21 protein-coding genes, 4 tRNA genes and 1 pseudogene are annotated in these 24,317 nt (G+C 42.8%); 21 read left to right on the top strand and 5 right to left on the bottom strand.

Translation table 11 applies throughout. The features are described from left to right. Positions 1 to 4 precede the first annotated feature (4 nt). The 20 genes from trxA (at position 5) to AACQ83_RS09720 (ending at position 18,558) form a co-directional block, all read left to right on the top strand. Positions 5 to 331 (top strand): thioredoxin TrxA, encoded by a 327-nt coding sequence (gene trxA / locus AACQ83_RS09815; protein WP_112877309.1) that lies wholly within the window; start codon positions 5 to 7, stop codon positions 329 to 331. A 476-nt stretch (positions 332 to 807) separates the two neighbouring features. Continuing rightward, positions 808 to 2,067: a transcription termination factor Rho gene (gene rho, locus AACQ83_RS09810; RefSeq protein WP_011148733.1), complete on the top strand. Its 1,260-nt coding sequence runs from the start codon at positions 808 to 810 to the stop codon at positions 2,065 to 2,067. Positions 2,068 to 2,361: 294 nt separating this feature from the next. Then, positions 2,362 to 3,447 carry a UDP-N-acetylglucosamine--undecaprenyl-phosphate N-acetylglucosaminephosphotransferase gene (gene wecA / locus AACQ83_RS09805; protein WP_112877308.1) on the top strand — a complete coding sequence of 362 codons (1,086 nt, stop codon included), beginning with the start codon at positions 2,362 to 2,364 and terminating at the stop codon, positions 3,445 to 3,447. A 29-nt stretch (positions 3,448 to 3,476) separates the two neighbouring features. Continuing rightward, a complete protein-coding gene (gene wzzE, locus AACQ83_RS09800; protein WP_112877307.1) occupies positions 3,477 to 4,532 on the top strand; it encodes an ECA polysaccharide chain length modulation protein in 1,056 nt (351 codons plus the stop codon). A gap of 123 nt (positions 4,533 to 4,655) precedes the next feature. Then, on the top strand, positions 4,656 to 5,777 hold the full coding sequence (wecB, locus tag AACQ83_RS09795) for a non-hydrolyzing UDP-N-acetylglucosamine 2-epimerase (protein WP_112877342.1): 1,122 nt from the start codon (positions 4,656 to 4,658) through the stop codon (positions 5,775 to 5,777). Positions 5,778 to 5,781: 4 nt separating this feature from the next. Next, a complete protein-coding gene (gene wecC / locus AACQ83_RS09790) occupies positions 5,782 to 7,044 on the top strand; it encodes a UDP-N-acetyl-D-mannosamine dehydrogenase (RefSeq protein WP_112877306.1) in 1,263 nt (420 codons plus the stop codon). After that, a complete protein-coding gene (gene rffG, locus AACQ83_RS09785; RefSeq protein WP_112877305.1) occupies positions 7,041 to 8,111 on the top strand; it encodes a dTDP-glucose 4,6-dehydratase in 1,071 nt (356 codons plus the stop codon). Before wecC ends, rffG begins: the two co-directional genes overlap by 4 nt. Before the next feature lie 21 nt (positions 8,112 to 8,132). Continuing rightward, positions 8,133 to 9,014 (top strand): glucose-1-phosphate thymidylyltransferase RfbA, encoded by an 882-nt coding sequence (rfbA, locus tag AACQ83_RS09780; protein ID WP_112877340.1) that lies wholly within the window; start codon positions 8,133 to 8,135, stop codon positions 9,012 to 9,014. Further along, positions 8,992 to 9,705: a dTDP-4-amino-4,6-dideoxy-D-galactose acyltransferase gene (rffC, locus tag AACQ83_RS09775; protein WP_112877304.1), complete on the top strand. Its 714-nt coding sequence runs from the start codon at positions 8,992 to 8,994 to the stop codon at positions 9,703 to 9,705. The genes rfbA and rffC overlap by 23 nt, the downstream gene beginning before the upstream one ends. Position 9,706: 1 nt before the next feature. Next, the gene (rffA, locus tag AACQ83_RS09770; protein WP_112877303.1) at positions 9,707 to 10,837 is read left to right on the top strand and encodes a dTDP-4-amino-4,6-dideoxygalactose transaminase; all 1,131 of its coding nucleotides are present in this window, start codon (positions 9,707 to 9,709) and stop codon (positions 10,835 to 10,837) included. A 1-nt stretch (position 10,838) separates the two neighbouring features. After that, complete coding sequence (gene wzxE / locus AACQ83_RS09765; protein ID WP_112877302.1) at positions 10,839 to 12,089, top strand: lipid III flippase WzxE; 1,251 nt, start codon at positions 10,839 to 10,841, stop codon at positions 12,087 to 12,089. Beyond that, positions 12,086 to 13,171 (top strand): TDP-N-acetylfucosamine:lipid II N-acetylfucosaminyltransferase, encoded by a 1,086-nt coding sequence (locus AACQ83_RS09760; protein WP_112877301.1) that lies wholly within the window; start codon positions 12,086 to 12,088, stop codon positions 13,169 to 13,171. Before wzxE ends, AACQ83_RS09760 begins: the two co-directional genes overlap by 4 nt. Then, on the top strand, positions 13,171 to 14,520 hold the full coding sequence (gene wzyE / locus AACQ83_RS09755; protein WP_112877300.1) for an ECA oligosaccharide polymerase: 1,350 nt from the start codon (positions 13,171 to 13,173) through the stop codon (positions 14,518 to 14,520). The genes AACQ83_RS09760 and wzyE overlap by 1 nt, the downstream gene beginning before the upstream one ends. Before the next feature lie 9 nt (positions 14,521 to 14,529). Next, entirely contained in the window at positions 14,530 to 15,267 is a 738-nt protein-coding gene (gene wecG / locus AACQ83_RS09750; protein ID WP_112877299.1) for a lipopolysaccharide N-acetylmannosaminouronosyltransferase, read from the top strand. A 258-nt stretch (positions 15,268 to 15,525) separates the two neighbouring features. Further along, complete coding sequence (gene thrP, locus AACQ83_RS09745; protein ID WP_112877298.1) at positions 15,526 to 16,902, top strand: bifunctional threonine/serine APC transporter ThrP; 1,377 nt, start codon at positions 15,526 to 15,528, stop codon at positions 16,900 to 16,902. A 157-nt stretch (positions 16,903 to 17,059) separates the two neighbouring features. Continuing rightward, a tRNA-Arg gene (locus tag AACQ83_RS09740) sits at positions 17,060 to 17,136 on the top strand. Between the two features lie 74 nt (positions 17,137 to 17,210). Beyond that, positions 17,211 to 17,286 (top strand) — tRNA-His (locus AACQ83_RS09735). Positions 17,287 to 17,301: 15 nt separating this feature from the next. Then, positions 17,302 to 17,388, top strand: a tRNA-Leu gene (locus tag AACQ83_RS09730). A gap of 31 nt (positions 17,389 to 17,419) precedes the next feature. After that, positions 17,420 to 17,496: transfer RNA gene (locus tag AACQ83_RS09725), tRNA-Pro, on the top strand. 759 nt (positions 17,497 to 18,255) lie between these two features. Beyond that, positions 18,256 to 18,558 (top strand): NINE protein, encoded by a 303-nt coding sequence (locus AACQ83_RS09720; RefSeq protein WP_112877297.1) that lies wholly within the window; start codon positions 18,256 to 18,258, stop codon positions 18,556 to 18,558. Between the two features lie 641 nt (positions 18,559 to 19,199). Here AACQ83_RS09720 and AACQ83_RS09715 read toward each other — a convergent pair. Beyond that, positions 19,200 to 19,373 (bottom strand): hypothetical protein, encoded by a 174-nt coding sequence (locus AACQ83_RS09715; protein WP_158537765.1) that lies wholly within the window; start codon positions 19,371 to 19,373, stop codon positions 19,200 to 19,202. A gap of 265 nt (positions 19,374 to 19,638) precedes the next feature. On the opposite strand from AACQ83_RS09715, the pseudogene AACQ83_RS09710 reads away from it, so the two are divergent. Continuing rightward, positions 19,639 to 20,046, top strand: a pseudogene (locus AACQ83_RS09710) (IS4 family transposase); the annotation flags it as partial. Between the two features lie 71 nt (positions 20,047 to 20,117). Here AACQ83_RS09710 and hemY read toward each other — a convergent pair. Genes hemY through hemC form a run of 4 tightly spaced genes read right to left on the bottom strand, consistent with a single transcriptional unit; the run spans position 20,118 to position 24,183 of the window. Next, positions 20,118 to 21,356 (bottom strand): protoheme IX biogenesis protein HemY, encoded by a 1,239-nt coding sequence (hemY, locus tag AACQ83_RS09705; protein WP_112877296.1) that lies wholly within the window; start codon positions 21,354 to 21,356, stop codon positions 20,118 to 20,120. Between the two features lie 3 nt (positions 21,357 to 21,359). Continuing rightward, complete coding sequence (hemX, locus tag AACQ83_RS09700; protein WP_112877295.1) at positions 21,360 to 22,484, bottom strand: uroporphyrinogen-III C-methyltransferase; 1,125 nt, start codon at positions 22,482 to 22,484, stop codon at positions 21,360 to 21,362. A 20-nt stretch (positions 22,485 to 22,504) separates the two neighbouring features. After that, entirely contained in the window at positions 22,505 to 23,245 is a 741-nt protein-coding gene (hemD, locus tag AACQ83_RS09695; protein WP_112877294.1) for a uroporphyrinogen-III synthase, read from the bottom strand. Then, positions 23,242 to 24,183 (bottom strand): hydroxymethylbilane synthase, encoded by a 942-nt coding sequence (gene hemC, locus AACQ83_RS09690; RefSeq protein ID WP_112877293.1) that lies wholly within the window; start codon positions 24,181 to 24,183, stop codon positions 23,242 to 23,244. The genes hemD and hemC overlap by 4 nt, the downstream gene beginning before the upstream one ends. Between the last annotated feature and the right edge of the window lie 134 nt (positions 24,184 to 24,317).

Here is a 24,317-nt window from a genome sequence, read left to right as displayed (position 1 = left end):
AAAAATGAGCGATAAAATTATTCGTTTGAGTGATGCTAGCTTTGATACTGACGTTCTTAAAGCAACAGGTCCGGTTCTTGTTGATTTTTGGGCTGAGTGGTGTGGACCATGTAAAATGATTGCACCTATTTTAGATGAAATTGCCCCAGAATATTCCGGCAAACTGACTATTACTAAACTGAACATTGATGAAAACCCGGCAACTGCTCCTAAATATGGTATCCGTGGTATTCCAACACTGTTGCTATTTAAAGATGGTCAAGTTGCTGCTACAAAAGTGGGAGCACTGTCAAAAACTCAATTGAAAGAATTTTTGGACGCTAATCTCTGATTGAAGAGAGCTCACATTAATACCGGACGTTTAGCGTATACTATTATTTATTTCATTGACCGCTAGACGTCCGTAAAGAAGCGTGATAAGTTAGCGCTACTGCTTGTATCACATACATCATGTTAGAAGTATGTTGCATACTGAATAATCTGTAGTGTCTGATAAGTCTGTTATCTCTGGATAGTCTAAAATATCCAATGGGTTATACGGGAATAATCTGGCGTATAGCTCGTTACGTTGAGATAGTTTTTATAGAAATCAGTAATGTTTCAGCATTATCTCAACAGCGTTTTTGACAGCCTGTCAGTCTTATTTGAGCTCAATCTTAGTACTTCAAATTATTACCTTTTTATATGAATAATGTATTAAAGGTCTGATTTGTTTTTGTACAAAATAAACAGGCACCGATCGATGACGCTGCCATACTATTCACGTTCATAGTTCGAGATATACCCCGAGTTTAAGAACCCACCATTATGAATCTTACCGAATTAAAGAATACGCCGGTATCTGAACTGATTACACTCGGCGAAAATATGGGGCTGGAAAATCTAGCCCGTATGCGTAAACAAGATATTATCTTCTCTATCCTTAAGCAGCATGCGAAAAGTGGGGAAGATATCTTCGGTGATGGCGTGTTGGAGATATTGCAGGATGGCTTTGGATTCCTCCGTTCAGCAGACAGCTCTTACCTTGCCGGCCCCGATGATATCTACGTTTCTCCCAGCCAAATCCGTCGTTTTAACCTCCGCACCGGTGACACAATTTCAGGTAAAATTCGTCCACCTAAAGAAGGTGAACGCTATTTTGCCCTGTTGAAGGTTAACGAAGTTAATTTTGACAAACCAGAAAATGCTCGCAGTAAAATTCTTTTTGAAAACTTAACCCCGCTGCATGCTAATAGCCGACTGCGTATGGAACGTGGTAATGGTTCCACTGAGGATCTGACTGCCCGTGTTCTGGATCTGGCTGCCCCGATTGGCCGTGGACAACGTGGTCTGATCGTCGCGCCACCAAAAGCGGGTAAAACGATGTTGCTGCAAAATATTGCTGCTAACATTGCCCACAATCATCCAGATTGTGTATTGATGGTACTTCTGATTGATGAACGTCCAGAAGAAGTCACTGAAATGCAACGCCTGGTAAAAGGTGAGGTTATTGCTTCTACTTTTGATGAACCTGCTTCTCGTCACGTTCAGGTGGCAGAGATGGTTATTGAGAAAGCAAAACGTCTGGTTGAACACAAAAAAGATGTGATTATTCTGCTTGACTCTATTACTCGCTTAGCTCGTGCCTATAACACTGTTGTTCCCGCATCCGGTAAGGTATTGACTGGTGGTGTGGATGCTAACGCGTTACATCGTCCGAAACGTTTCTTCGGGGCTGCGCGTAATGTGGAAGAGGGCGGAAGCTTGACCATTATTGCGACTGCGTTGGTGGATACGGGTTCTAAGATGGATGAAGTGATTTACGAAGAGTTCAAAGGCACTGGTAACATGGAGCTGCATCTCTCCCGCAAAATTGCTGAAAAACGCGTCTTCCCAGCTATCGATTACAACCGTTCTGGTACACGTAAAGAAGAGCTACTCACCACCTCTGAAGAGCTACAGAAAATGTGGATTCTGCGTAAAATTATTCATCCGATGGGCGAAATTGATGCGATGGAATTCCTTATCAACAAACTGGCTATGAGCAAAACGAATGACGATTTCTTTGACATGATGAAACGTTCATAGTTTTTAACTCAGTTCATGATCATTTTAATTAGCGCCACAGTTTCGTGGCGTTTTTTGTATTCACCGCACTGTTATAGCTATATATGGCATGTATTTTGCAAGCTGTATCTGCTGCCATATATTTGAAATAAATATTAAAAGAATGATGTAAGAGCATAAGGGCCATTAATTTTTTCATATAAGCAGTGTTTTCGTAAGCTAGGCGCTCGTGAGGGTAGATTCTGGCTAGAAAATCATATGTTTTCGGTTGATAAATGACCAGGGTGTGTTTACTTTTTACAGAGAGTTATCATCGTGAATATTCTCAGCATGAATATTGAAATTTTTTATGTTTTTCTATTTTCTTTTGCGTTTTTGTTTATGGCTCGCAAAATAGCAAAGAAAGTTGGTCTTGTTGATAAGCCCAATTATCGTAAGTGTCATCAGGGGTTAGTGCCTCTGGTTGGAGGAATATCAATATTTGTTGGCATCTGTTTTGCTTTTGTTATCACAAAAGAATTTATTCCTCACAAGTGGTTATATTTGGTTTGTGCCGGTGTATTGGTATTTGTCGGCGCATTGGATGACCGTTTTGATATCAGCGTTAAGGTCCGGGCAGCCATCCAAGCTCTGGTTGGTATTGCGATGATGTATTTTGCTGGACTGAAATTAGATAGTCTTGGTTATGCTTTTGGCCCTTGGGACATGACACTTGGACCGTTTAGTTATGTTGTGACACTATTTGCTGTCTGGGCTGCTATCAATGCATTCAATATGGTTGATGGGATAGATGGATTATTAGGCGGATTATCCTGTGTCTCCTTCGGTGCTTTGGGGATCTTACTGTATCAAAGTGGTAATACGGCACTAGCATTATGGTGTTTTGCATTTATTGCTGCCATTTTCCCTTATATTGTCCTTAATCTTGGTTTATTAAGCCAACGTTTCAAAGTATTTATGGGGGATGCGGGCAGTACACTGATTGGTTTTACCATTATCTGGCTGCTCATTGAATCTACTCAGGGGAATGAGCATCCTGTTAATCCAGTTACTGCGTTGTGGATTGTTGCCATTCCATTAATGGATATGGTTGCTATTATGTACCGCCGGTTACGGAAAGGAATGAGCCCATTTTCTCCTGACAGGCAACATATTCACCACCTAGTTATGCGGTCTGGATTCTCATCACGTCAGGCTTTTATTTTAATCACTGTTGTTGCCGCTTTATTAGCCGCTGTCGGCATTACTGGAGAATGGTTGGAATTTGTGCCTGAGTGGATAATGTTGGCACTGTTCTTGCTTGCATTTGTGTTGTATGGCTATTGCCTCAAGCGTGTATGGAAGGTAGCTCGTTTCATTAAACGGCAAAAGCGTCGTATGCGCCGTTCAGCTAACCATTAAACATCTATTATCAGCGGAGGTTCTGTGCAGTGATAAAATCAGAAACGAAATCTATTCAGGATGAACAAGCTCTGGAGCATGAGCTAGATATCAGAGCCTTGTGCAGGGCGTTATGGCATGGAAAGGTATGGATCGTTGCACTGGCAATAATTTTCGCAACCGCGGCGTTAGGAGCATCTTATCTGATGCAACAAAAATGGAGTGCCACCGCAATCACTGATCTGCCTACGACTAATCAGTTGGGAAGTTATTACTCTCAGCAGCAGTTTTTGCGCAATCTGGATACTCACATTAACATTTCACTGGAAACTCAGTTACCGTCTATTCCAGAAGAAGCCTATAAGGAGTTTATCACTCAGGTTGCTGCATATGATACTCGCCGTGAATTTTGGTTGAAATCTGATTATTACAAACAGCAGCAGGAGGGCGATGCCAGAGCTGATGCGGCCTTATTAGATGAATTAATCAATAATATTCAGTTTATTCCTCATGATGATAAAAAAGTGCTGAATGACAGCATTAAACTGACCGCTGAGTCTTCTAGACAAGCAAATCAACTCCTGCGCCAGTACATTTCTTTTGCCAATAGTCGTGCCAGTACTCATTTAAATGATGAAGTAAAAGGTGCATGGGTTACCCGTGCCCAATCTATGGATGCACTGGTTAAGCGCCAAGAAATGGTCGCTAAAGCGGTTTATAACCGCGAAATGAATGTATTACAGCAGTCCCTGAAAATTGCGGAAAAACAAGGGATTCAGCGCAATCAAACGGATACACCGGTGGATCAGTTGCCCGATTCAAAAATGTTTATGTTAGGGGCTCCGTTGTTACAGGCTCAACTTGAGACTTTGGAAGCAATAGGGCCTAAGTATGATGTGGACTATGACCAAAATATTGCAATGTTAGCAGCATTGAATGTTCACCCGACATTACAGGATCAATTCCAGGCTTACCGCTATTTGAGAACACCAGAGGAGCCTGTTACCAGAGACAGCCCTCGCAGAATGTTTTTGATGATCATGTGGGGTGCAGTTGGCGCTTTAGTGGGAGCTGGCGTGGCATTGGTTAGATGTTCGCGTAAATAATCAGATAATTATTAGGAATAACTGTTTCTGAAGGATATTTTCTGCGACTCCAGCAGGAGTAAATGGCATTCAGAGTATTGTTTGCAGGAAAATCTGCAAGTTACTGACTATAAGAGAGTCACTGTGAAAGTGTTGACTGTGTTTGGTACTCGGCCGGAGGCTATCAAGATGGCTCCGCTAGTACACGCATTGGCAGAGGATGAAGCCTTCGAAGCGAAAGTATGTGTCACCGCCCAACATCGGGAAATGTTGGATCAGGTGTTACACCTTTTCGAGATTACTCCTGATTTTGATCTCAATATTATGAAATCAGGGCAAGATCTAACGGATATTACCTGTCGTATTTTGGAAGGATTGAAGCCTGTTTTAGCAGAATTTAAGCCTGATGTTGTATTGGTTCACGGAGATACGACAACAACGATGGCAACCAGTTTGGCTGCGTTCTACCAACGTATCCCTGTTGGTCACATTGAAGCTGGATTAAGAACGGGTGATCTTTATTCCCCTTGGCCGGAAGAGGCAAACCGTAAGATTGCTGGGCATCTGGCAATGTATCATTTCGCTCCGACAAAAAATTCTCACAATAATTTATTGAAAGAATCAATTGCAGATAATCGGGTTTTTGTTACCGGAAATACAGTAATTGATGCGTTGTTGTGGGTACGCGATCGAATAATGAATGACGAGGCTATGCGGAGTAAGCTGGCGAAGCACTACCCGTTTATTGATACTAATAAGAAAATGATTCTGGTGACAGGGCATCGTCGTGAAAGTTTTGGTGGCGGATTTGAGCGAATTTGTGAAGCTTTGGCACAGATAGCCCGTGTTCATCCAGATGTGCAAGTAGTCTATCCGGTTCATCTAAACCCGAATGTCAGTGAGCCAGTAAAGCGCATTTTGCATGATATTGATAACATTATTCTTATTGAACCTCAGGATTATTTGCCATTTGTTTATCTAATGAACCATGCCTATATGCTCCTGACAGATTCCGGTGGTATTCAGGAAGAAGCCCCTTCTTTAGGAAAGCCGGTATTGGTAATGCGTAATACTACTGAACGGCCAGAGGCGGTTGATGCTGGAACGGTACGTTTGGTAGGGACGGAAACAAGAACTATCGTGGAAGAGGTGACTCGATTGTTGACAGACGATGCTGCCTATCAGCGAATGAGCCGCGCTCATAATCCTTACGGGGATGGCGATGCCTGTCAACGTATTCTCGACGCTTTGAAAAAAATCAGGTGACACTATGAGCTTTGAAACTATTTCTGTTATTGGTCTTGGTTATATTGGTTTGCCAACGGCGGCAGCGTTTGCATCCCGTAATAAGAAAGTCATTGGCGTGGATGTCAATCAGCATGCGGTAGAAACCATCAACCGTGGTGCAATTCATATTGTAGAACCGGATCTAGACAAAGTGGTGAAAGTTGCCGTAGAAGGCGGTTACCTGAAAGCAGTGATTGCTCCGTTACCCGCAGATGCTTTTCTGATAGCTGTTCCGACGCCTTTTAAAGCCGATCATGAGCCGGATATGACGTATGTCCGTTCCGCAGCCGAATCTGTGGCGCCAGTTCTGAAAAAAGGTGATTTGGTTATTTTAGAATCTACCTCACCAGTAGGCGCGACGGAGCAGATGGCAGAATGGTTGGCAGCAGTGCGCCCTGATTTAACGTTCCCACAACAGATGGGAGAGGAGTCTGATATTGATATCGCTTACTGTCCTGAACGTGTGTTGCCAGGGCAAGTTATGGTTGAATTAATTAAGAATGACCGTGTTGTTGGTGGTATGACGTCAAAATCTTCAACCAGAGCTAGTGAGCTGTATAAAATTTTCCTTGAAGGTGAATGTGTTATCACTAATTCAAGAACGGCAGAAATGTGTAAGCTGACAGAAAACAGTTTCCGAGATGTAAACATTGCATTTGCCAACGAACTTTCCCTGATTTGTGCTGATCAAGGTATCAACGTGTGGGAATTGATCAATTTGGCAAATCGCCATCCGCGTGTAAATATTCTCCAACCAGGTCCTGGCGTGGGTGGTCATTGTATTGCTGTTGATCCGTGGTTCATTGTTTCTCAAAACCCGAAACAATCACGTCTTATTCATACAGCACGTATGATTAATGATGACAAGCCATTGTGGGTTGTGGATCAAGTAAAAGCGGCTGTTGCGGATTGTTTGGCTGAAAGTGGAAAACGTGCAAGCGAAGTGAAAATTGCCTGTTTTGGTTTGGCATTTAAACCAAATATTGACGATTTGCGTGAGAGTCCAGCAGCCCATATCACCGGTATGATTGCGCAATGGCATGCAGGTGAAACGCTGGCTGTAGAACCTCATATTCATGAATTACCCGCTCCCTTGAAGGAAATAACTCTATTAGTTAATCTGGAAAAAGCGCTGGAAGAAGCAGATATTCTGTTGATGCTGGTAGATCATAATCAGTTTAAAGCTGTAAATAGTCATGAAATTAAACAGAAGTGGATTGTGGATACAAAAGGAGTCTGGCGTTGAGACGTATTCTAATCACAGGTGGTGCAGGTTTTATTGGCTCCGCTGTTGTACGGCATGTTATTGATAATACAGAAGACAGTGTGGTTGTAGTTGATAGCCTGACTTATGCCGGTAACCTGGCGTCTCTTGCCCCGATTGCGGATAGCCCTCGTTATGTGTTTGAGCAGGTTGATATCTGTCAACGCGGAGCGCTGGATCGGGTCTTTGAACAATATCAGCCGGATTGTGTGATGCATTTGGCGGCAGAAAGCCATGTGGATCGTTCTATTGATGGCCCTGCGGCATTTATCGAAACCAACATTGTGGGTACTTATACTTTGTTGGAAGCTGCGCGTGCTTTCTGGCAGAAACTCAATGAAGAGAAACAAGCTGCTTTCCGTTTTCACCACATTTCAACAGATGAAGTGTATGGTGATTTACATGGTGAAGAGGGCCTCTTTACTGAAACAACACCTTATGCGCCAAGTAGCCCATATTCGGCGTCCAAAGCATCCAGCGATCATCTGGTAAGAGCATGGCACCGGACTTATGGTTTACCGGTCGTTATCACCAATTGTTCAAATAACTATGGTCCTTACCATTTCCCGGAAAAACTGATCCCACTGGTGATCTTAAATGCATTAGCAGGAAAATCTTTACCGGTATATGGTGAAGGGAAACAAATTCGCGATTGGCTGTATGTGGAAGACCATGCCAGAGCGCTCTATTTGGTTGTGACAGAAGCTGAACCGGGCAAAACCTACAATATTGGAGGTCATAATGAACGCAAAAATATTGATGTGGTTTGTGCGATTTGTGAGCTTCTGGAAGAGTTTTGTCCTGAGAAACCAGCGGGTATTGCTTATTATCGAGATTTGATTACTTATGTTGCAGATCGCCCAGGCCATGATATGCGTTATGCTATTGATGCGGCGAAAGTTGAACGAGATCTAGGCTGGAGACCACAAGAAACATTTGAATCAGGTATTCGCAAAACAGTTCAATGGTATTTAGAAAATGAAAACTGGTGGCGTAAAGTTCAAGACGGCTCTTATGCCGGTGAACGCCTTGGATTAGGTAAAAACTGAATGACGATGGGGGCAGTAAATATGAAAGGGATCATTCTGGCAGGTGGATCAGGAACCCGGTTGCATCCGATAACACAGGGTGTTTCCAAACAATTACTGCCAATTTATGATAAGCCAATGATCTACTATCCTTTGTCAGTACTCATGCTAGCAGGGATACGTGATATTCTGATTATCTCTACACCAGAAGATTTACCTTCTTTCCGCCGGCTGTTAGGTGATGGTGACAGATTTGGTATTCACTTAAGCTATAAAGAACAGCCATCACCGGATGGTTTAGCTCAGGCATTTTTGATTGGTGAGGAGTTCATCAACGGCGGGCTTTGCTGCTTGGTATTGGGAGACAATATCTACTTTGGACAAGGGTTCAGCCCAAAACTGAGGAATGTTGTTTCCCGTGGAACAGGGGCGACTGTTTTTGGTTATCAAGTGATGGATCCTGAGCGGTTTGGGGTGGTGGAATTTGATGACGCATTCCGCGTTCTTTCCATTGAGGAAAAACCAGAAAAGCCAAAATCCAACTGGGCGGTGACGGGTCTCTATTTCTACGATAATCAAGTAGTAGATTTTGCTAAGCAGGTCAAGCCTTCTGCCAGAGGTGAACTGGAAATTACCAGTATTAACCAGATGTATTTGGAACGTGGTGAACTAAACATCGAGTTGTTAGGGCGTGGTTTTGCCTGGCTGGATACTGGCACTCATGACAGCCTGATTGAGGCCAGTACTTTTGTGCAGACCGTAGAGAAGCGTCAAGGTTTTAAGATCGCCTGTCTTGAAGAGATCGCTTGGCGTAATGGTTGGCTGGATGATATACAGTTAAGAGAAACAGTAAAATCTTTGTCAAAAACTGGCTACGGCCAATATCTGCTGGATCTGCTCCATGTTCGTGCGCGCCAATATTGAACCGTTAGAGTGGGATAGTCACTATTTTGGGCTATCCACCGCTCGCCTTGATTTCACACCTGATGCTGGTCTGCTAACCTCATCTCAGTTAGAACAGTATGCTTTAGTGCAAGCTAAAGTACCTGCGCAGCGATTGGATCTTATTGATGGATTATCCGCGTTGGGCTTTTCGTTAGTGGAAGGGGAAGTAGACCTTTCCTTAATGATTGGCATAGAAAATGCTAATAATGACAACTCTGAGAGTAAGTTGCTTTCGGCTGAGCGGCGAGATATCCCGATGTTGAAGGAGGTAGCTTCCAACGTATTTCCTTTGAGTCGTTTCCGAACTCCGTGGTATCAACCGCAGGATAGTGGTCGTTTCTACGCGACTTGGGTGGAAAAAGCGGTATTGGGGACATTTGATCATCAATGTTTGCTGGTAAATGGGGGTAATGGGCAACCTGCAGGGTTTGTTACCTTACGAGATATAGGAGCAGGAGAGGCTCGTGTAGGTTTACTGGCTGTATTCCCAGGAAATATTGGCCGTGGGATTGGCTCAAAATTGATGTTGGCGGCGCAGCAGTGGTGTCAACGCCACCAAATACGGCAGTTAAGGATTGCGACACAAACCAGCAACATTGCTGCTTTGCGCCTTTATACACGCAGTGGTGCGTTTGTTGAAAGCACCGCGTATTGGTTATATAGGGGATGAAATGATTCCATTTAACAGACCACCAGTCGTTGGCACTGAATTAGATTACATGAAGCAAGCAATGGAGAGCGGTAAGCTTTGCGGGGATGGTGGTTTCACCAAGCGTTGTGAAGAGTGGATGGAACAACATTTCAATTGCCCGAAAGTTTTATTGACGCCATCCTGTACAGCTTCACTGGAAATGGCGGCTATTTTGCTGAATGTTCAACCCGGTGATGAAGTTATTATGCCGAGCTTCACTTTCGTTTCTAGTTCTAACGCGTTTGTGCTGCGTGGAGCAACCATTGTATTCGTGGATATTCGTCCGGATACCATGAATATTGATGAAACCAAAATCGAAGCAGCAATTACAGCTAAAACACGCGTGATTGTTCCAGTGCATTACGCCGGCGTAGCCTGTGAAATGGATACCATCATGGCCTTGGCAGAGAAATATAATCTGTTTGTCGTGGAAGATGCTGCACAGGGGGTAATGTCTACTTATAAAGGACGCGCACTGGGAACTATCGGACACATTGGTTGCTACAGTTTTCACGAAACCAAAAACTACTCTTCTGGTGGTGAAGGTGGTGCAGCGCTTATCAATGATCAATCACTGATTTCCCGTGCGGAAATTGTTCGCGAAAAAGGGACTAATCGTAGTCAGTTTTTCCGTGGTCAAGTTGATAAATATACTTGGCGCGATATCGGTTCGAGTTATCTGATGTCGGAGCTTCAGGCTGCTTATTTGTGGGCGCAATTAGCGAAAGCTGAGACAATCAATGAACGTCGCCTTGCCTTGTGGAATACCTATTATCAAACATTAAAACCGCTGGCTGATGATGGTCTCCTGACATTGCCCGTCATACCGGAAGGGTTGGAGCATAATGCTCATATGTTCTATATCAAGCTGAAAGATGTTGAAGAACGCTCGGCATTCAATAGCTATATGAAGGACGCGGGTGTATTAACGGTATTCCATTATGTTTCTCTGCACACTAGCCCCGGCGGTGAAAAATTTGGCCGTTTTCACGGAGAAGACTGTTTTACTACCTGTGAAAGTGATCGTCTGGTGCGCTTGCCGATGTTTTACAACATAACAGACGCTGAACAGCAGATCGTCATTAAACATATTCGAGAATACTTCGCCTGATATGTCGTTGGCTAAAGCATCAATATGGACTGCGGGCTCCACACTGATAAAAATCGGTGTGGGGCTTTTAATCGTTAAATTACTGGCAGTTGCTTTTGGCCCCAGCGGGGTTGGGCAGGCGGGTAATTTTCGTCAGCTTATCACTGTGCTTGGGGTGTTGGCTGGTGCCGGTATTTTTAATGGTGTGACTAAATATGTTGCTGAATATCAGCAACAGCCGGAAAGGTTGCGGGCGGTACTGGGAACATCTTCTACCATTATTCTTGGGTTTTCCACGCTGTTGGCAGTGATTTTTTTGCTGTTTAGCGGGTCTATCAGTATAGGGTTATTTGGCCATCAAGATTATAAGCCAGTTGTGCAGGCTCTCGCTTTTATTCAAATGGGGATTGCTTTTGCCAACTATTTTTTGGCTATTTTGAAGGGATACCGAGATGCACAGAGGAATGCGCTGGCGATTATTTTTGGTAGCGTGATAGGTGTGATTGCCTATTATCTCTGTTTTATCCTTGGTGGGTATGGAGGTGCTTTGGCGGGTTTGGCTTTAGTGCCAGCATTAATCATATTTCCCGCGGGATTGATGGTTTGGCGTCTCAAAGCGGTATCGATTTCAAGTTTTAAACCCATGTGGGATAAGGTATTGGTTGGTCAGCTTGGCAAGTTTACCCTTATGGCCCTGTTGACTTCCATTACTTTACCAGTTGCCTACATTTTGATGCGAAATTTGCTGGCAGCGCATTATAGTTGGTACGAAGTGGGTATCTGGCAAGGTGTAAGCAGTATTTCCGATGCTTACCTGCAATTTATCACAGCATCTTTTAGTGTTTATCTGTTGCCAACACTTTCACGATTGCAGGGTAAGAGCGAAATATCAAATGAGATAATTAAGGCGCTGAAATTTGTTTTGCCTGCTGTGGCCGTTGCAAGTTTTACTGTATGGCTGCTGCGTGATTTTGCCATTTGGTTACTATTTTCTGACAAATTTACTGCTATGCGTGATCTATTTGCCTGGCAGTTGGTGGGTGATGTTCTGAAAGTAGGTGCTTATGTTTTTGGTTATCTGGTGATTGCCAAGGCTGCGTTACGTTTTTATGTGTTGACAGAAGTTAGTCAGTTTTTATTGCTTACTGGTTTTGCCCACTGGCTTATTCCTGTAAATGGAGCGTTAGGTGCAGCACAAGCCTATATGGCAACTTACATTATTTATTTCACCCTTTGTTGTGGTGCATTTCTTATTTATCGTAGGCGAGCATGACAACCCTCATTCACGTTTTGGGATCTGATATCCCACATCACAATCGAACGGTATTGCGCTTTTTTAATGATGTCTTAGCGCACGAAATTGGTTTTTTAGCCAAACCGAAGTTTATGGTAGTGACCAGAAATCGCGCTTTATTGGATGATTGCCCGGCATTGGATATGGCATTCTTTGATAGTAAAAAATCTCTGGCACAGGCTGTTATTGCTCAAGCACGTTCAGATAGAGATTGTCGGTTTTTTTTTCACGGCCAATTTAATGTGAGTTTGTGGTTGGCGCTGTTGTCAGGAAAAATCAAACGTAATCAGTTTTGGTGGCATGTTTGGGGAGCGGATCTGTATGAAGACTCCTGTCAGTTAAAATTTCGTCTATTCTATTTCTTGCGTCGTCTGGCACAGCGCCGGGTAGGGCATGTGTTTGCGGTTCGTGGAGATCTCTATTTTTATTCTCAACATCATCCGGACGTACCAACATCATTGCTCTATTTTCCAACCAGAATGGAACCTGCTTTGACAATTGCGGAAAGAATACCTGTTGAAGATGGTAAAATGACAATTTTGTTGGGGAATTCCGGTGATCGATCGAACCGCCATATTACGGCATTGAAAGCAATTCATAAGCAGTTTGGCGATAAGGTGCGAATCATTATCCCAATGGGTTATCCTGAAAACAATCAGGTTTATATTAATCAGGTTGAACAGGCTGCTTTATCATTGTTCCGGCCAGAAAATTTGAACATTATTAAGCAGAATATGGCGTTTGGTGATTATCTGGCATTGTTGCGCCGTTGTAATTTAGGGTATTTCATGTTTAATCGCCAGCAGGGGATTGGAACAATTTGTTTGTTGATACAATTTGGTGTGCCATCTGTACTCAGTCGTCAGAATCTTTTTTGGCGAGATTTAATAGAACAACAGGTGCCGGTATTTTTCTCCGGTGATCCTTTAGATAATCAACTGATTGCAGAAGCGCAACGTCAGATGCTCTCCCTAGACAGAAATGCGATAGCTTTCTTTAGTCCGAACTTTATTGATGGCTGGCGACAGGCGCTGGCGAAAGCGGCGGGAGAGCAGCAATAATGAATTTAACGCAGTTTGGCGGATTATTTGCTGTTTATTTAATATCGCTGGTTTTCATCCTGACGTTGACTTATCAGGAATTCCGGCGTGTACGTTTTAATTTTAATATATTCTTCTCATTGCTTTATTTGCTGACATTCTATTTTGGCTTTCCACTGACGTGTTTGTTGGTTTTCCAATTTGATGTTGAAGTGGTGCCTGTAGACGCCTTACTACACGCTCTACTGGCTTCGACCTGTTTTTATGGTATTTATTACGTCAGTTATAAAACACGGCTAAGAAAGCCGTCTATACAGCCTAAAGCACCTGTATTCACCATGAACCGGGTAGAAACTAACTTTACATGGTTACTACTGGCATTGGTTGCGGTGGTGACAGTGGGTCTGTTCTTTATGCAAAACGGTTTTCTACTGTTTAAGTTACAGTCGTACAGTCAAATTTTTTCCAGTCAGGTTTCTGGTGTTGCCCTAAAGCGATTCTTTTACTTCTTTATTCCTGCCATGTTGGTGGTTTATTTCTTGAAGCCGACACAGTTACGCTGGTTGTTTTTTCTGATGAGCACAGTTGCTTTTGGGATACTGACTTATGTCATTGTTGGCGGAACACGCGCTAATATTATCATTGCGTTCGCGTTGTTTCTGTTTATTGGCATTGTGCGTGGCTGGATAACCTTGTGGATGTTGGTAACGGCGGGCGCAATAGGGATTGTTGGCATGTTTTGGTTGGCACTCAAACGTTATAGTTTGGATGTCAGTGGTGCGGAAGCGTTTTATACTTTTCTCTATCTTACAAGGGACACTTTTTCTCCGTGGGAAAATCTTGCGTTACTGCTGAATAATTACGACAAAATTGATTTTCAGGGATTAGCGCCTATTGTCCGTGATTTCTATGTCTTTATTCCAAGCTGGCTTTGGCCAGGACGCCCTGATGCTGTGTTGAATTCTGCGAATTATTTTACCTGGGAAGTACTGGATAATCACTCTGGTCTGGCAATTTCTCCAACTCTGATAGGTTCTCTGGTTGTGATGGGGGGCGTGCTGTTTATTCCGGTTGGTGCGATTGTTGTTGGATTGATAATTAAGTGGTTTGACTGGATTTATGAATTAGGAAAACAGGAGACTAATCGTTATAAGGCCGCTATTTTGCAGGCATTTTGCTTTGGCGCGATCTTCAACATGATAGTATTGGCCCGTGAAGGTGTGGATTCATTTGTTTCTCGTGTGGTATTTTTCTGTATTATTTTTGGCTTATGTCTGGTAATTGCTAAGTTGTTGTATTGGCTATTTGAGAGTGCAGGGCTTATTAGAAAGCAACCTGGTTGTATCACAAAAACGTCTGTTGCAATGTAAGGGAAGAAAATGGAGCTAAGCAATATTCCTAAATACAGTATTCGTGGCCTGAATATTTGGGGCTTCCGCGATATGGCGCACTTTCTTGACCATATTTTTCAACGCGGACAGGTAAAGACGGGTACTATGGTAGCGATTAATGCGGAAAAAGTTCTGACGGCAGAAGAAGATACAGCTTTAAGCACACTGCTGAGTGACGCAGAATATCTGTATGCTGATGGTATCAGTATTGTACGTGCTATTCGCCGTAAATACCCTGATGCTGAAGTTTCTCGTGTAGCGGGTGCTGATTTATGGGAAGCCATCATGGAACGTGCCGGCAAAGAAGGTACACCTATTTTTCTGGTTGGAGGTAAACCAGAGATATTGAAACAGACTGAAAGCAAGCTACGGGCTCAGTGGAACGTCAATATTGTTGGCAGCCAGAACGGTTATTTCACGCCAGAAGAACGTAATGCTGTTTTTGAACGGATTCATGCCAGCGGTGCGGTGATTGTGACAGTTGCAATGGGATCGCCTAAACAGGAGGTCTTTATGCGTGACTGTCGAAAAATTCATTCGGATGCGTTGTATATGGGCGTTGGCGGTACTTATGACGTATTTACCGGCCATGTGAAACGTGCGCCAAAAGCATGGCAGAATTTGGGGCTTGAATGGCTTTATCGCTTGTTATCACAACCAAGCCGTATTCGTCGCCAGTTTAACTTACTGAAATTTCTTGGATATTATTATAGTGGTCGTCTGTAAACCCGCTTCTTGCCTGTCGTGTAAATTTTCGTCAGGTGATGCTTTCGTCAGGCGATACAATGAATTTATTCCACAATATTTATCTAACAGTTTTATCCTGCCAGATTTTCACTATTTATAGTTAATTATTAGATAATTTTTTATTCCACTCAGTGGAAAAACATGTTTTGATCCCTGACCTTTTTATGGCTGATCAACATCAGTCTTGTATGTTTTTATTATTGCATATTACAACATATAACAATGGACAGGGAATTTATGGCAGATCAACAACATAGCTTGCAACGGGGTTTAGAAGCCCGTCATATAGAGCTGATCGCACTAGGCGGCACAATTGGTGTCGGTCTGTTTATGGGCTCGGCCAGCACACTGAAATGGGCTGGTCCTTCCGTTTTGCTGGCTTATATTATTGCCGGAATTTTTGTTTTTTTCATTATGCGATCGATGGGAGAAATGCTGTTTCTTGAACCTGTCACGGGTTCTTTCGCCTCTTTTGGACATAAATATCTCAGCCCATACTGGGGATGCCTCACCGCTTGGGGCTATTGGTTTATGTGGGTGGCGGTAGGAATATCAGAAATAACGGCTATCGGGGTTTATGCCGAGTTTTGGTTCCCTGAACTTCCTCAGTGGGTATCGGCATTGATTGCGGTGGCATTGGTCGCTTTGGCTAACCTTGCGGCGGTACGTCTTTATGGTGAGCTGGAATTTTGGTTTGCCATGATTAAGGTGACCACAATTATTGTCATGATCCTGATTGGCTTGGGATTGATATTTTTCGGTATTGGTAATCAATGGCAGCCTATTGGATTGGGTAATCTGACTGCGCATGGTGGTTTCTTTGCGGGTAATTGGCAAGGGTTTCTGTTTGCGCTCTGTATTGTGGTTGCATCTTATCAGGGTGTGGAGTTGGTTGGTATCACTGCGGGGGAAGCGAAGAACCCTCAGGTGACATTGAAAAAAGCGATTAACAATATTCTCTGGCGTATCCTGATTTTCTACGTGGGTGCGATTTTCATTGTAGTTACATTATTTCCATGGACAGAAGTGGGTTCACAGGGTAGCCCGTTTGTAATGACATTTACCAAAGTGGGGATCACCTCTGCGGCAGCCGTGATTAACTTTGTTGTATTGACGGCTGCGCTTTCCGGCTGTAACAGCGGCATGTACAGTGGTGGGCGGATGCTTTATGCGTTGGCGCAAAACCATCAGCTACCTTCATCACTGACTAAATTGTCAAAGAATGGGGTGCCGGTAATCTGTATTGCCATCACTATCTTGTGTTTGATTGTGGGCTCTAGTTTGAATTACTTGATCCCAAATCCGCAGGCGGTTTTTGTTTATGTTTATAGCGCCAGTGTGTTACCAGGAATGGTACCGTGGTTTGTTATTCTGATAAGCCAATTGCGTTTTCGTCAGTATCATCAGCAGGCAATGAAACAACATGGTTTTAAATCCATTTTGTTCCCTTATGTAAATTACCTGACATTAGCATTTTTATGTTGTGTGTTGATAGGGATGGCAATTAACCCGGATACTCGTTTCTCATTGCTGGTCGGTGGGGGATTTTTATTAATGGTGTCGCTGATTTATTGGTTGGTGAAGCTTTTTAACGGTAAAAAACCAAAAGCCTGATAGATTGATTTACTGTCACGGTGGTAGTGAATAGGGAAGTTAAGAGCTGGCTTTATCTACGAAATGAGTAAGGTGTAATCAAACGCATCATTTCTTTAAAAAAGCACTGGACAGTATATCATTAAATCCGTACTATCCCCACCCGAAACGGCGTTAAGCGCCCGTAGCTCAGCTGGATAGAGCGCTGCCCTCCGGAGGCAGAGGTCTCAGGTTCGAATCCTGTCGGGTGCGCCATTATTTGCGTGCAAGAGCTGCGGTGATGTATTGCGCCGTTGGTAATAAGTATTTAGCAGTAAATAGCTGTTATGGTGGCTATAGCTCAGTTGGTAGAGCCCTGGATTGTGATTCCAGTTGTCGTGGGTTCGAGTCCCATTAGCCACCCCATCTTTTTTGTGACATGCGAGGGTGGCGGAATTGGTAGACGCGCTAGCTTCAGGTGTTAGTGTCCTTATGGACGTGGGGGTTCAAGTCCCCCCTTTCGCACCATAAAAAAGAGAAAAGAAAGAGTAGAAAATTTCGGCGAGTAGCGCAGCTTGGTAGCGCAACTGGTTTGGGACCAGTGGGTCGGAGGTTCGAATCCTCTCTCGCCGACCAAATTCCAAAAGAACCCTGCATTGCAGGGTTTTTTGCGTTTTATCCCTTTTTGTCCCCCTGATTTTTTGTTCCCTTTCCTGATCCATATACCTTTAAGTTGTGCTCTGTTGATTCAAATTTAGTGGATTATTTTTTAAAAATAACTATTTGTTTTATATGGTAATTTTTTATTTTTTGTATTTTGAAGACAATCGATATACTAGCTGTCTCAAATAAGAGACTTATAACAAATTGAATTATAATGAAAATAATAAATACCTTATGTTTTGTCTCAAATAAGAGACAGTGCATGAGATGGATTTTGTGATGATTCGATTTCTTGTTGTAATAAATAGAGAAATAGCTGATGAAGCGAGGCAGTTTTCATTTAAATAAAAGCTGGCACATTAAATGCATTGTTACAAACGTAGATGCTCATCCTATTTCTTATGATTGCATATGCTTCATAAACCCAGGGATGATGCAGAGCCGATTATCGGTGCCTATTGTCCATGTCACAGATGAGTAATTTTCATCGCCGACCGGACTCAACGTTGAGTGAGGCACTATCCGTCTGTAGACCTGATTGTATTTGTACACCTATCTTTTGTTTTTAAGGTAGGTGTTTTTTTTATTTTTAAAAGATATATCTGGTAGGTTTATATACTGTTTAGATATTACTATCTAATATAAACAGAACTGAAAATATGATGGTTAGTTTTTTTAATATAAAATTAATCTAGCTACTTCATTCCTAAACTTATCTTAAGGGGAATATTGATGTCAAAAATGATTGGATGCTTTGGTTGTGGTCGAATGTTGCATGAGTCTGCACAATCGTGCCCACATTGTGGCGCGATGATAAGGGCCTATTCTTCTGGTAGTCAAAGCCGCATTGTTGCTGCACTGTTGGCGTTTTTTCTTGGTTCCTTTGGCGCTCATAAATTTTATCTGGGCAAAATCGGTATGGGGATTTTATATCTGTTATTTTGCTGGACATTTATCCCTGCACTTATCTCATTTATTGAATTTATTATTTATCTTTGCACTTCCGATGAAGATTTTGCTAAGAAATATGGTTAGAAAAATGCCCCGTGTGGGGCATTCAGATTATTGACAAAGTGCTGGTTTTTTATCCGGCACTTTGTTTTAATTAAATCCCATTCACCAAACGGAGCTTACTGCTATGTTAAGAACACCTCTTCCTCAGACTTTCCCACCAGAAACGCTCTCACTTGACGAGCGGTCGTTTTTGATATTACTGATGTGGTGATAAAAAATTGGCCTCGGCCACTTCCGCTAATAGGTCAGAAAAATTTATCTGAAATATCAATAGATGTGACATAAGTCTCAATTTTTCCCATTAAAAATTGATCCTCATTTGATGTAATATTACAGACAATTTCTTCAATAATGGATTGTGTTATGTTATTAATTGCTTTTCTTTTGTCGATATTTGTGATTTTTTTTATGCTATCTATGGTAGCTAATTATTCTATATTAGGAAGAAATTTAAAAAAACCATATTAGTGTCGTTATTAATGACTATTATTGCAATATTCAGCCATGTTTCTCCTATGATTATGTATCAATGGTTTTTTTAATTGTTTTTTGTATAAGGTCACGCATTTAATGTGCGACCTTTGATGATGGATATTAATGCTATTGCTTTTCAATCAATGGCTTGACTTTGTTTTCATAAACATCTTTATCGACCTGGAAATTTACATTTTTTTCCACTCCCCTGTGATATCAAACGGAGTTCCATTAGGATTCCACTCTTTACCAATTAAATCTTTCATATCGTATGGGTCTGTAAATTCGTCATAAAATCTATAATTTATTACGCCAGATATATTATATTTATCGCCAATATTTTCAGCCTTGGTATCTTTCAAAGTTCCGCTTACTGTTGCACCTACAATAGCCCACAGAGGATCGACAACTTGTATTTTTGCTTCCTTAGCGAAATCATAATTATTTTCAAAATAAATTCGTTCGCCACTTTGAATTTGTGAAATATAACTTTGATATAAAAAAGTTCTTCATGCGTTATACTCATAAAATTTCTGCTAGCTGCTTGAAGATCTTCGTCAGCTAGTTTTTTTGTTCATTAATAATGTGTTCTAGTTTATCTTTTTGTTCCTGATTTAAACTAGAAATACCATGACTCACGCCATGCGTTATCCGGGAGATGAGATGGTAGATCTTTACAGCCACCGGTGGGAAATAGAGCTGGGTTATCGCGAAATCAAACAGACTATGTTATATGTTACTGAACAAATTAACCCCTGAGGAGTAAAAAGCCGGAACTGGTGGAGCAGGAGCTATGGGGCGCGTTATTGGCCGAATCAACTGAGCTTCTCAGAATCGTGCGGCATGGTAATGAGAATGCTGATGATGTTACAGGGTGCTTCGCCGGGCAGAATCCCAGAACTGATGCGAGGCCTGGAAAGTATAGCGTAGTCACTGAAGTTGCCGACAAGGAGGGAAAGGGCCTTCCCGATAGTGGTAAAGGAAAGGCCATATAAGTACAGAAAGGCTCAGAAAAACAGCCAGTCAGTTGCTTAACTGACTGACATTACCCCGTGCGGGGCATTTTTAATCATCGGCATGAAGACTTGCTAATAATGGATGAGAGATCACGACATTACAGCACTATTGCTATTAACGAGATCACTCTTCACGACATTACTCTCGCGCTTCAAAGTGAGCATTAATCCTTCACGACGAACCTGTGCGGCCTCTTCTGGTTTACGCAGTTTATCCAATGCGTCTGCTAACCATGCATAATCATGTGCATCAGGACGTTGGGCTAATGCGGTTTTAAAGTCTTTTACTGCTTTTTCCCATTCTCCGTGACGCAAAGCAACTTGTCCGAGCGTACTGTTTAGCAAGGGAGTTGAACCATGTTGTTTTAACTGATGATCCAATGCGTTTTGTATCGGCTTTGGATCTTCGCTTTTTAAGCGTGGGATCAATAAGAGTAAACGTTCGTCGTATTGACGTTTTAAACTTTCCAGGATGATCTTTTGTGCAGTTTCATGGTCATCACATTCAATTAAGTGTTCAGATATTGCAACTTGTAAAGCCACATCATGGCGAATTTTTCGGCTTTGATCGTGCCACCAACGTTTTAAGCCTTCGCTGCCTTGTTCTGCCATGTACTGATTCATCAGACCGATATAGGCTTGCTGGCGCAATTTGTGAATTTGTAACTCATCATGTAGATGGATTTTTTCCATTACCGGTAGTATATCAATCAGTGACTGGTAAGCTCCTGACTTCATATAAGCCTGTTCAGCCAAGCGTAAGACTTCTGGATGACGTGAAGCTTGATTTAATAGCTTGTCTACACCATGACGGGCTGCGTGAATTTCACCTTGCGTGAGTTGAATACGTACACGGGTAATATCCACAGGCAACTGGTTATTATCTGCGACTTCTGCCGCGCGTTGTAAATATTGATTGGTACGAAATTCATCTCCGCGTTGTTGGGCTGCTTCAGCCGCCAGTAAGTAGTTGACCACAGGTTGTTCTGCATGGTCAGCGTTACGGGTCAGTAATTGCTCAACTTGTTTGAAATCGCCTTCTGCCAGTTTGATCAGCGCTGCTTTTGTTTGAGCATGGGCACGGCTGCGTTTGCGTCCAAGGAACCAGCCACGGGTACGTGAGCCTGTGCGTATAACTCTGCGGTAGCACCAGCCAAGGAGGCAGAGTGCCAGTTGTAAAAGAACAAATATAATAAACAGGCCGGTAACACTGGTTTCAATGTTGTAATTGTCAGTTTGAATCAGAACATATCCCTGATGGCCGGCAACGATTGGGCCAAGCACAATACCAACAATGAGTACCACAAACAGTAATAGAACTTTCAGCATAACTTAACCCTCCTGATTGGTTTCAGAAGATTGGGAAAGTAGGCTGCGAACCCGGGTTTGCATCAGTTTTTCCAGTAAAGGCTGGCTTGAAAGGTGGTCTGGCGCAGTGATGGAAACAGGTTGCTGGCTTAATGAATCAATTTCTTCCAAGAATGCTTTGGTATTGGGATCATTGATATCAAAGTAAGCTCTAACCCAAGTTGAAACCGTTTCTAATGATTGTTTAAAAACTTCACCTTGATGACGCGGTATTGCTTGGGCGGCAATCAACAGACGGGCTCGGATATTCTCTCGTAGATAGATATCTTGATTTGGTGCCAGTAATGGCTCTGCTGCGGTATCCCGGCGACGGATGGTAATGAAATTATCCATGAAACTCTTCCAGCTTTTGCTCAGATTCTGGCGCCATTCAGATAATGTACCGGTTAATTCATCATTATCTTCGTCCATTGGCGAACCATCGGTTGTATTGTCAGCCAGACGCAGGTTATCTACTTGGTTAGAAAGCTGATTAACTCGCAGGATAATGCCGTCAAAATCAATCTGACTAATGGCAGATAATGTACTGATGTCTTGTGTAATTGCACGACGGATTTCAATCAGGCTTGGATCATTCATTTCAGAGAGACTGGTATCTGCATTTTTCAGCAGAGCAGCGGCGGTGACTACATCTTGATCATTCCATAATTTCCGGCCTGCCATTTTGACCAGAAAATCAGCTTGTGCCAGTAGCCAGCTTTTTACATCAGAGCTGGATAACGCAGAGATTTTGGCTTGTAACTCTTGTAGGCTATTATCTAGCTGATCATTTTGTGCGGCGAAATGGCTTAAAGTCTGTGATTGTTCTTTAAACAGCGCTTCAATATGCTGTTTATCCTGTGATTGCTGTTGTTTCAGTGATTCCAGTTGTTGGCGTAGCTCATGGTTCTCTGCTCTCAATAAATGGCTTTGTTGCTGTCCGTAATAATAAAGACCGCCACCGATTGCCAGCATGATTGCAATAGCAATAATGTTTTTTAGCGTACCAGAACGTTCTTGCTTTTGAGGCGCGGTTTCGAGCTGTTGCAAGTTTTCAACCGTAGTTTTTGTTTGTTCAACTGTCTCGGCGGACTGTTTTTGCTCCGTCATAGTGGGCATCCCATGTCAGTTTATTCTAGTGCCTGAATTAAGGCATCGTTATCTGCACTTTTTGCAACTTTAACATCCTGCCAGCCCAAGTTCCGGGCGGTATGTGCAAGACGCTCGCTTACCACAATCAGGTGGCAATGCAATAACCACCTGTTTCGATCACTTTCAGGTATTAAGTTATATAATAGTTGCAGTATTTCGCCACTGGTTACAACTAAAGTTTGTACTCCATACTTTTGCCAGTGGGCACTGAATTCTGCTGCCGGGTAGCCTACTGGCTCGCGGAAATAACATTCACAATAATTAACTGTGACGCCTCTTTCTGTCAGCGTCCGGGCAATAAGTTCACGTCCGCCATTTCCTCTGAGCAGCAAAGCTTGTTTATTTTCAACCTGATGTAGTGATGGTAATTTTAGCAAGATTTCGCTGGTCTCACCCTCTGATGACCAGATAACATTCATATCCGTTAGTTGATGAAAAGCCAGAGCGGTTGATCTGCCGATAGCATAATAAATCAGCTTGTTGGGCCATAAAAGATTAATTTTATTTAACTGAGAGTTTGCATAATAAACTGCATTTTTTGACAATAGAAATACCATATCACAGGTATTTAGATGGTTAAGCTTCTCAGCTAGCTGTGGCAGCTCTGAACCTGGGTGAATATTGATTAAAGGTGCGCTGAAAGCTGTTTTTCCCGCAGCCTGTAACTTTCTGACTAGTTCCTCTCCGGCAGGAGCAGGGCGAGTCACCAGAATACTCATGTGGAGGGATTTCCTCGATAAACTTTGGTTAGAATTTCCCGTGCTCCCCGTTCCAACAACTCTTCTGCCAATTCAACCCCTGCCTGGCAGGCATCTTTTGGGAAAGCCGTTCTCTCACCGCGAATAATAACGCTACCATCAGGTGCGCCAACTAATGCCCGTAACCAGATTTTCCCGTCCTGCCAGATAGCATAGCTACCTATTGGTACTTGGCAGCCTCCTTCCAGCCGGGTATTCATCGCACGTTCGGCAAGAACACAAGCTTCTGTATCATAGTGGTTTAATGGTGCTAACAGAGTTTGTGTTTGTTGGTCGTCGAGGCGGCATTCAATTCCTACCGCGCCTTGACCAACGGCAGGTAATGATTGTTCCGCCGTCAATGGCGTACGGATACGCTCATGCAGTTTTAACCTTTTCAATCCTGCGACGGCGAGGATAATTGCATCATAGTGACCATTATCCAACTTGTTCAGACGGGTTCCAACATTGCCCCGAAGGTCACGGACAATCAGATCAGGACGGAATACACGGAGTTGACACTGGCGGCGTAAACTTGATGTGCCAACGATGCTGCCTGTTGGCAATTCATCAAGAGAGTGATATTTCACAGAGACGAAAGCATCACGTGGATCATCACGTTCACAAATAGTGACCAGACCTAGCCCCTCAGGAAAAGAGATCGGGACGTCTTTCATTGAATGGACGGCGATATCGGCTCGGCCTTCAAGTAGAGCTAATTCTAACTCTTTGACAAATAGCCCTTTTCCTCCAATTTTTGCTAGAGGCGTGTCCAGAATAACATCGCCCTGGGTTACCATCGGAACCAGTTGAACTTCCAAATCTGGGTGACATTGTTGTAGTTTTTGTTGAACATACAGCGCCTGCCACATGGCTAGAGGGCTTTGCCGGGTTGCGATACGGATGGTTTTAGTTGACATAGATGTTTGTATTTCTCAGGCTTTTCAGCCGTCATATAAATGAAAAACATAGCACTCGTTTTAACACTTCATCACTTTTTTTTCCAGCTAGGAGGCTGAGAAGAAGAGATGCCAGTTATGTTAAATCATAAAAT

Origin of the sequence: Photorhabdus sp. S10-54 (genome assembly GCF_963878145.1) — a bacterium.
Taxonomy (GTDB): domain Bacteria; phylum Pseudomonadota; class Gammaproteobacteria; order Enterobacterales; family Enterobacteriaceae; genus Photorhabdus; species Photorhabdus kayaii.
Note: the sequence above shows the minus strand (reverse complement) of the source record. Positions and strands in the feature narration are given on the sequence as shown.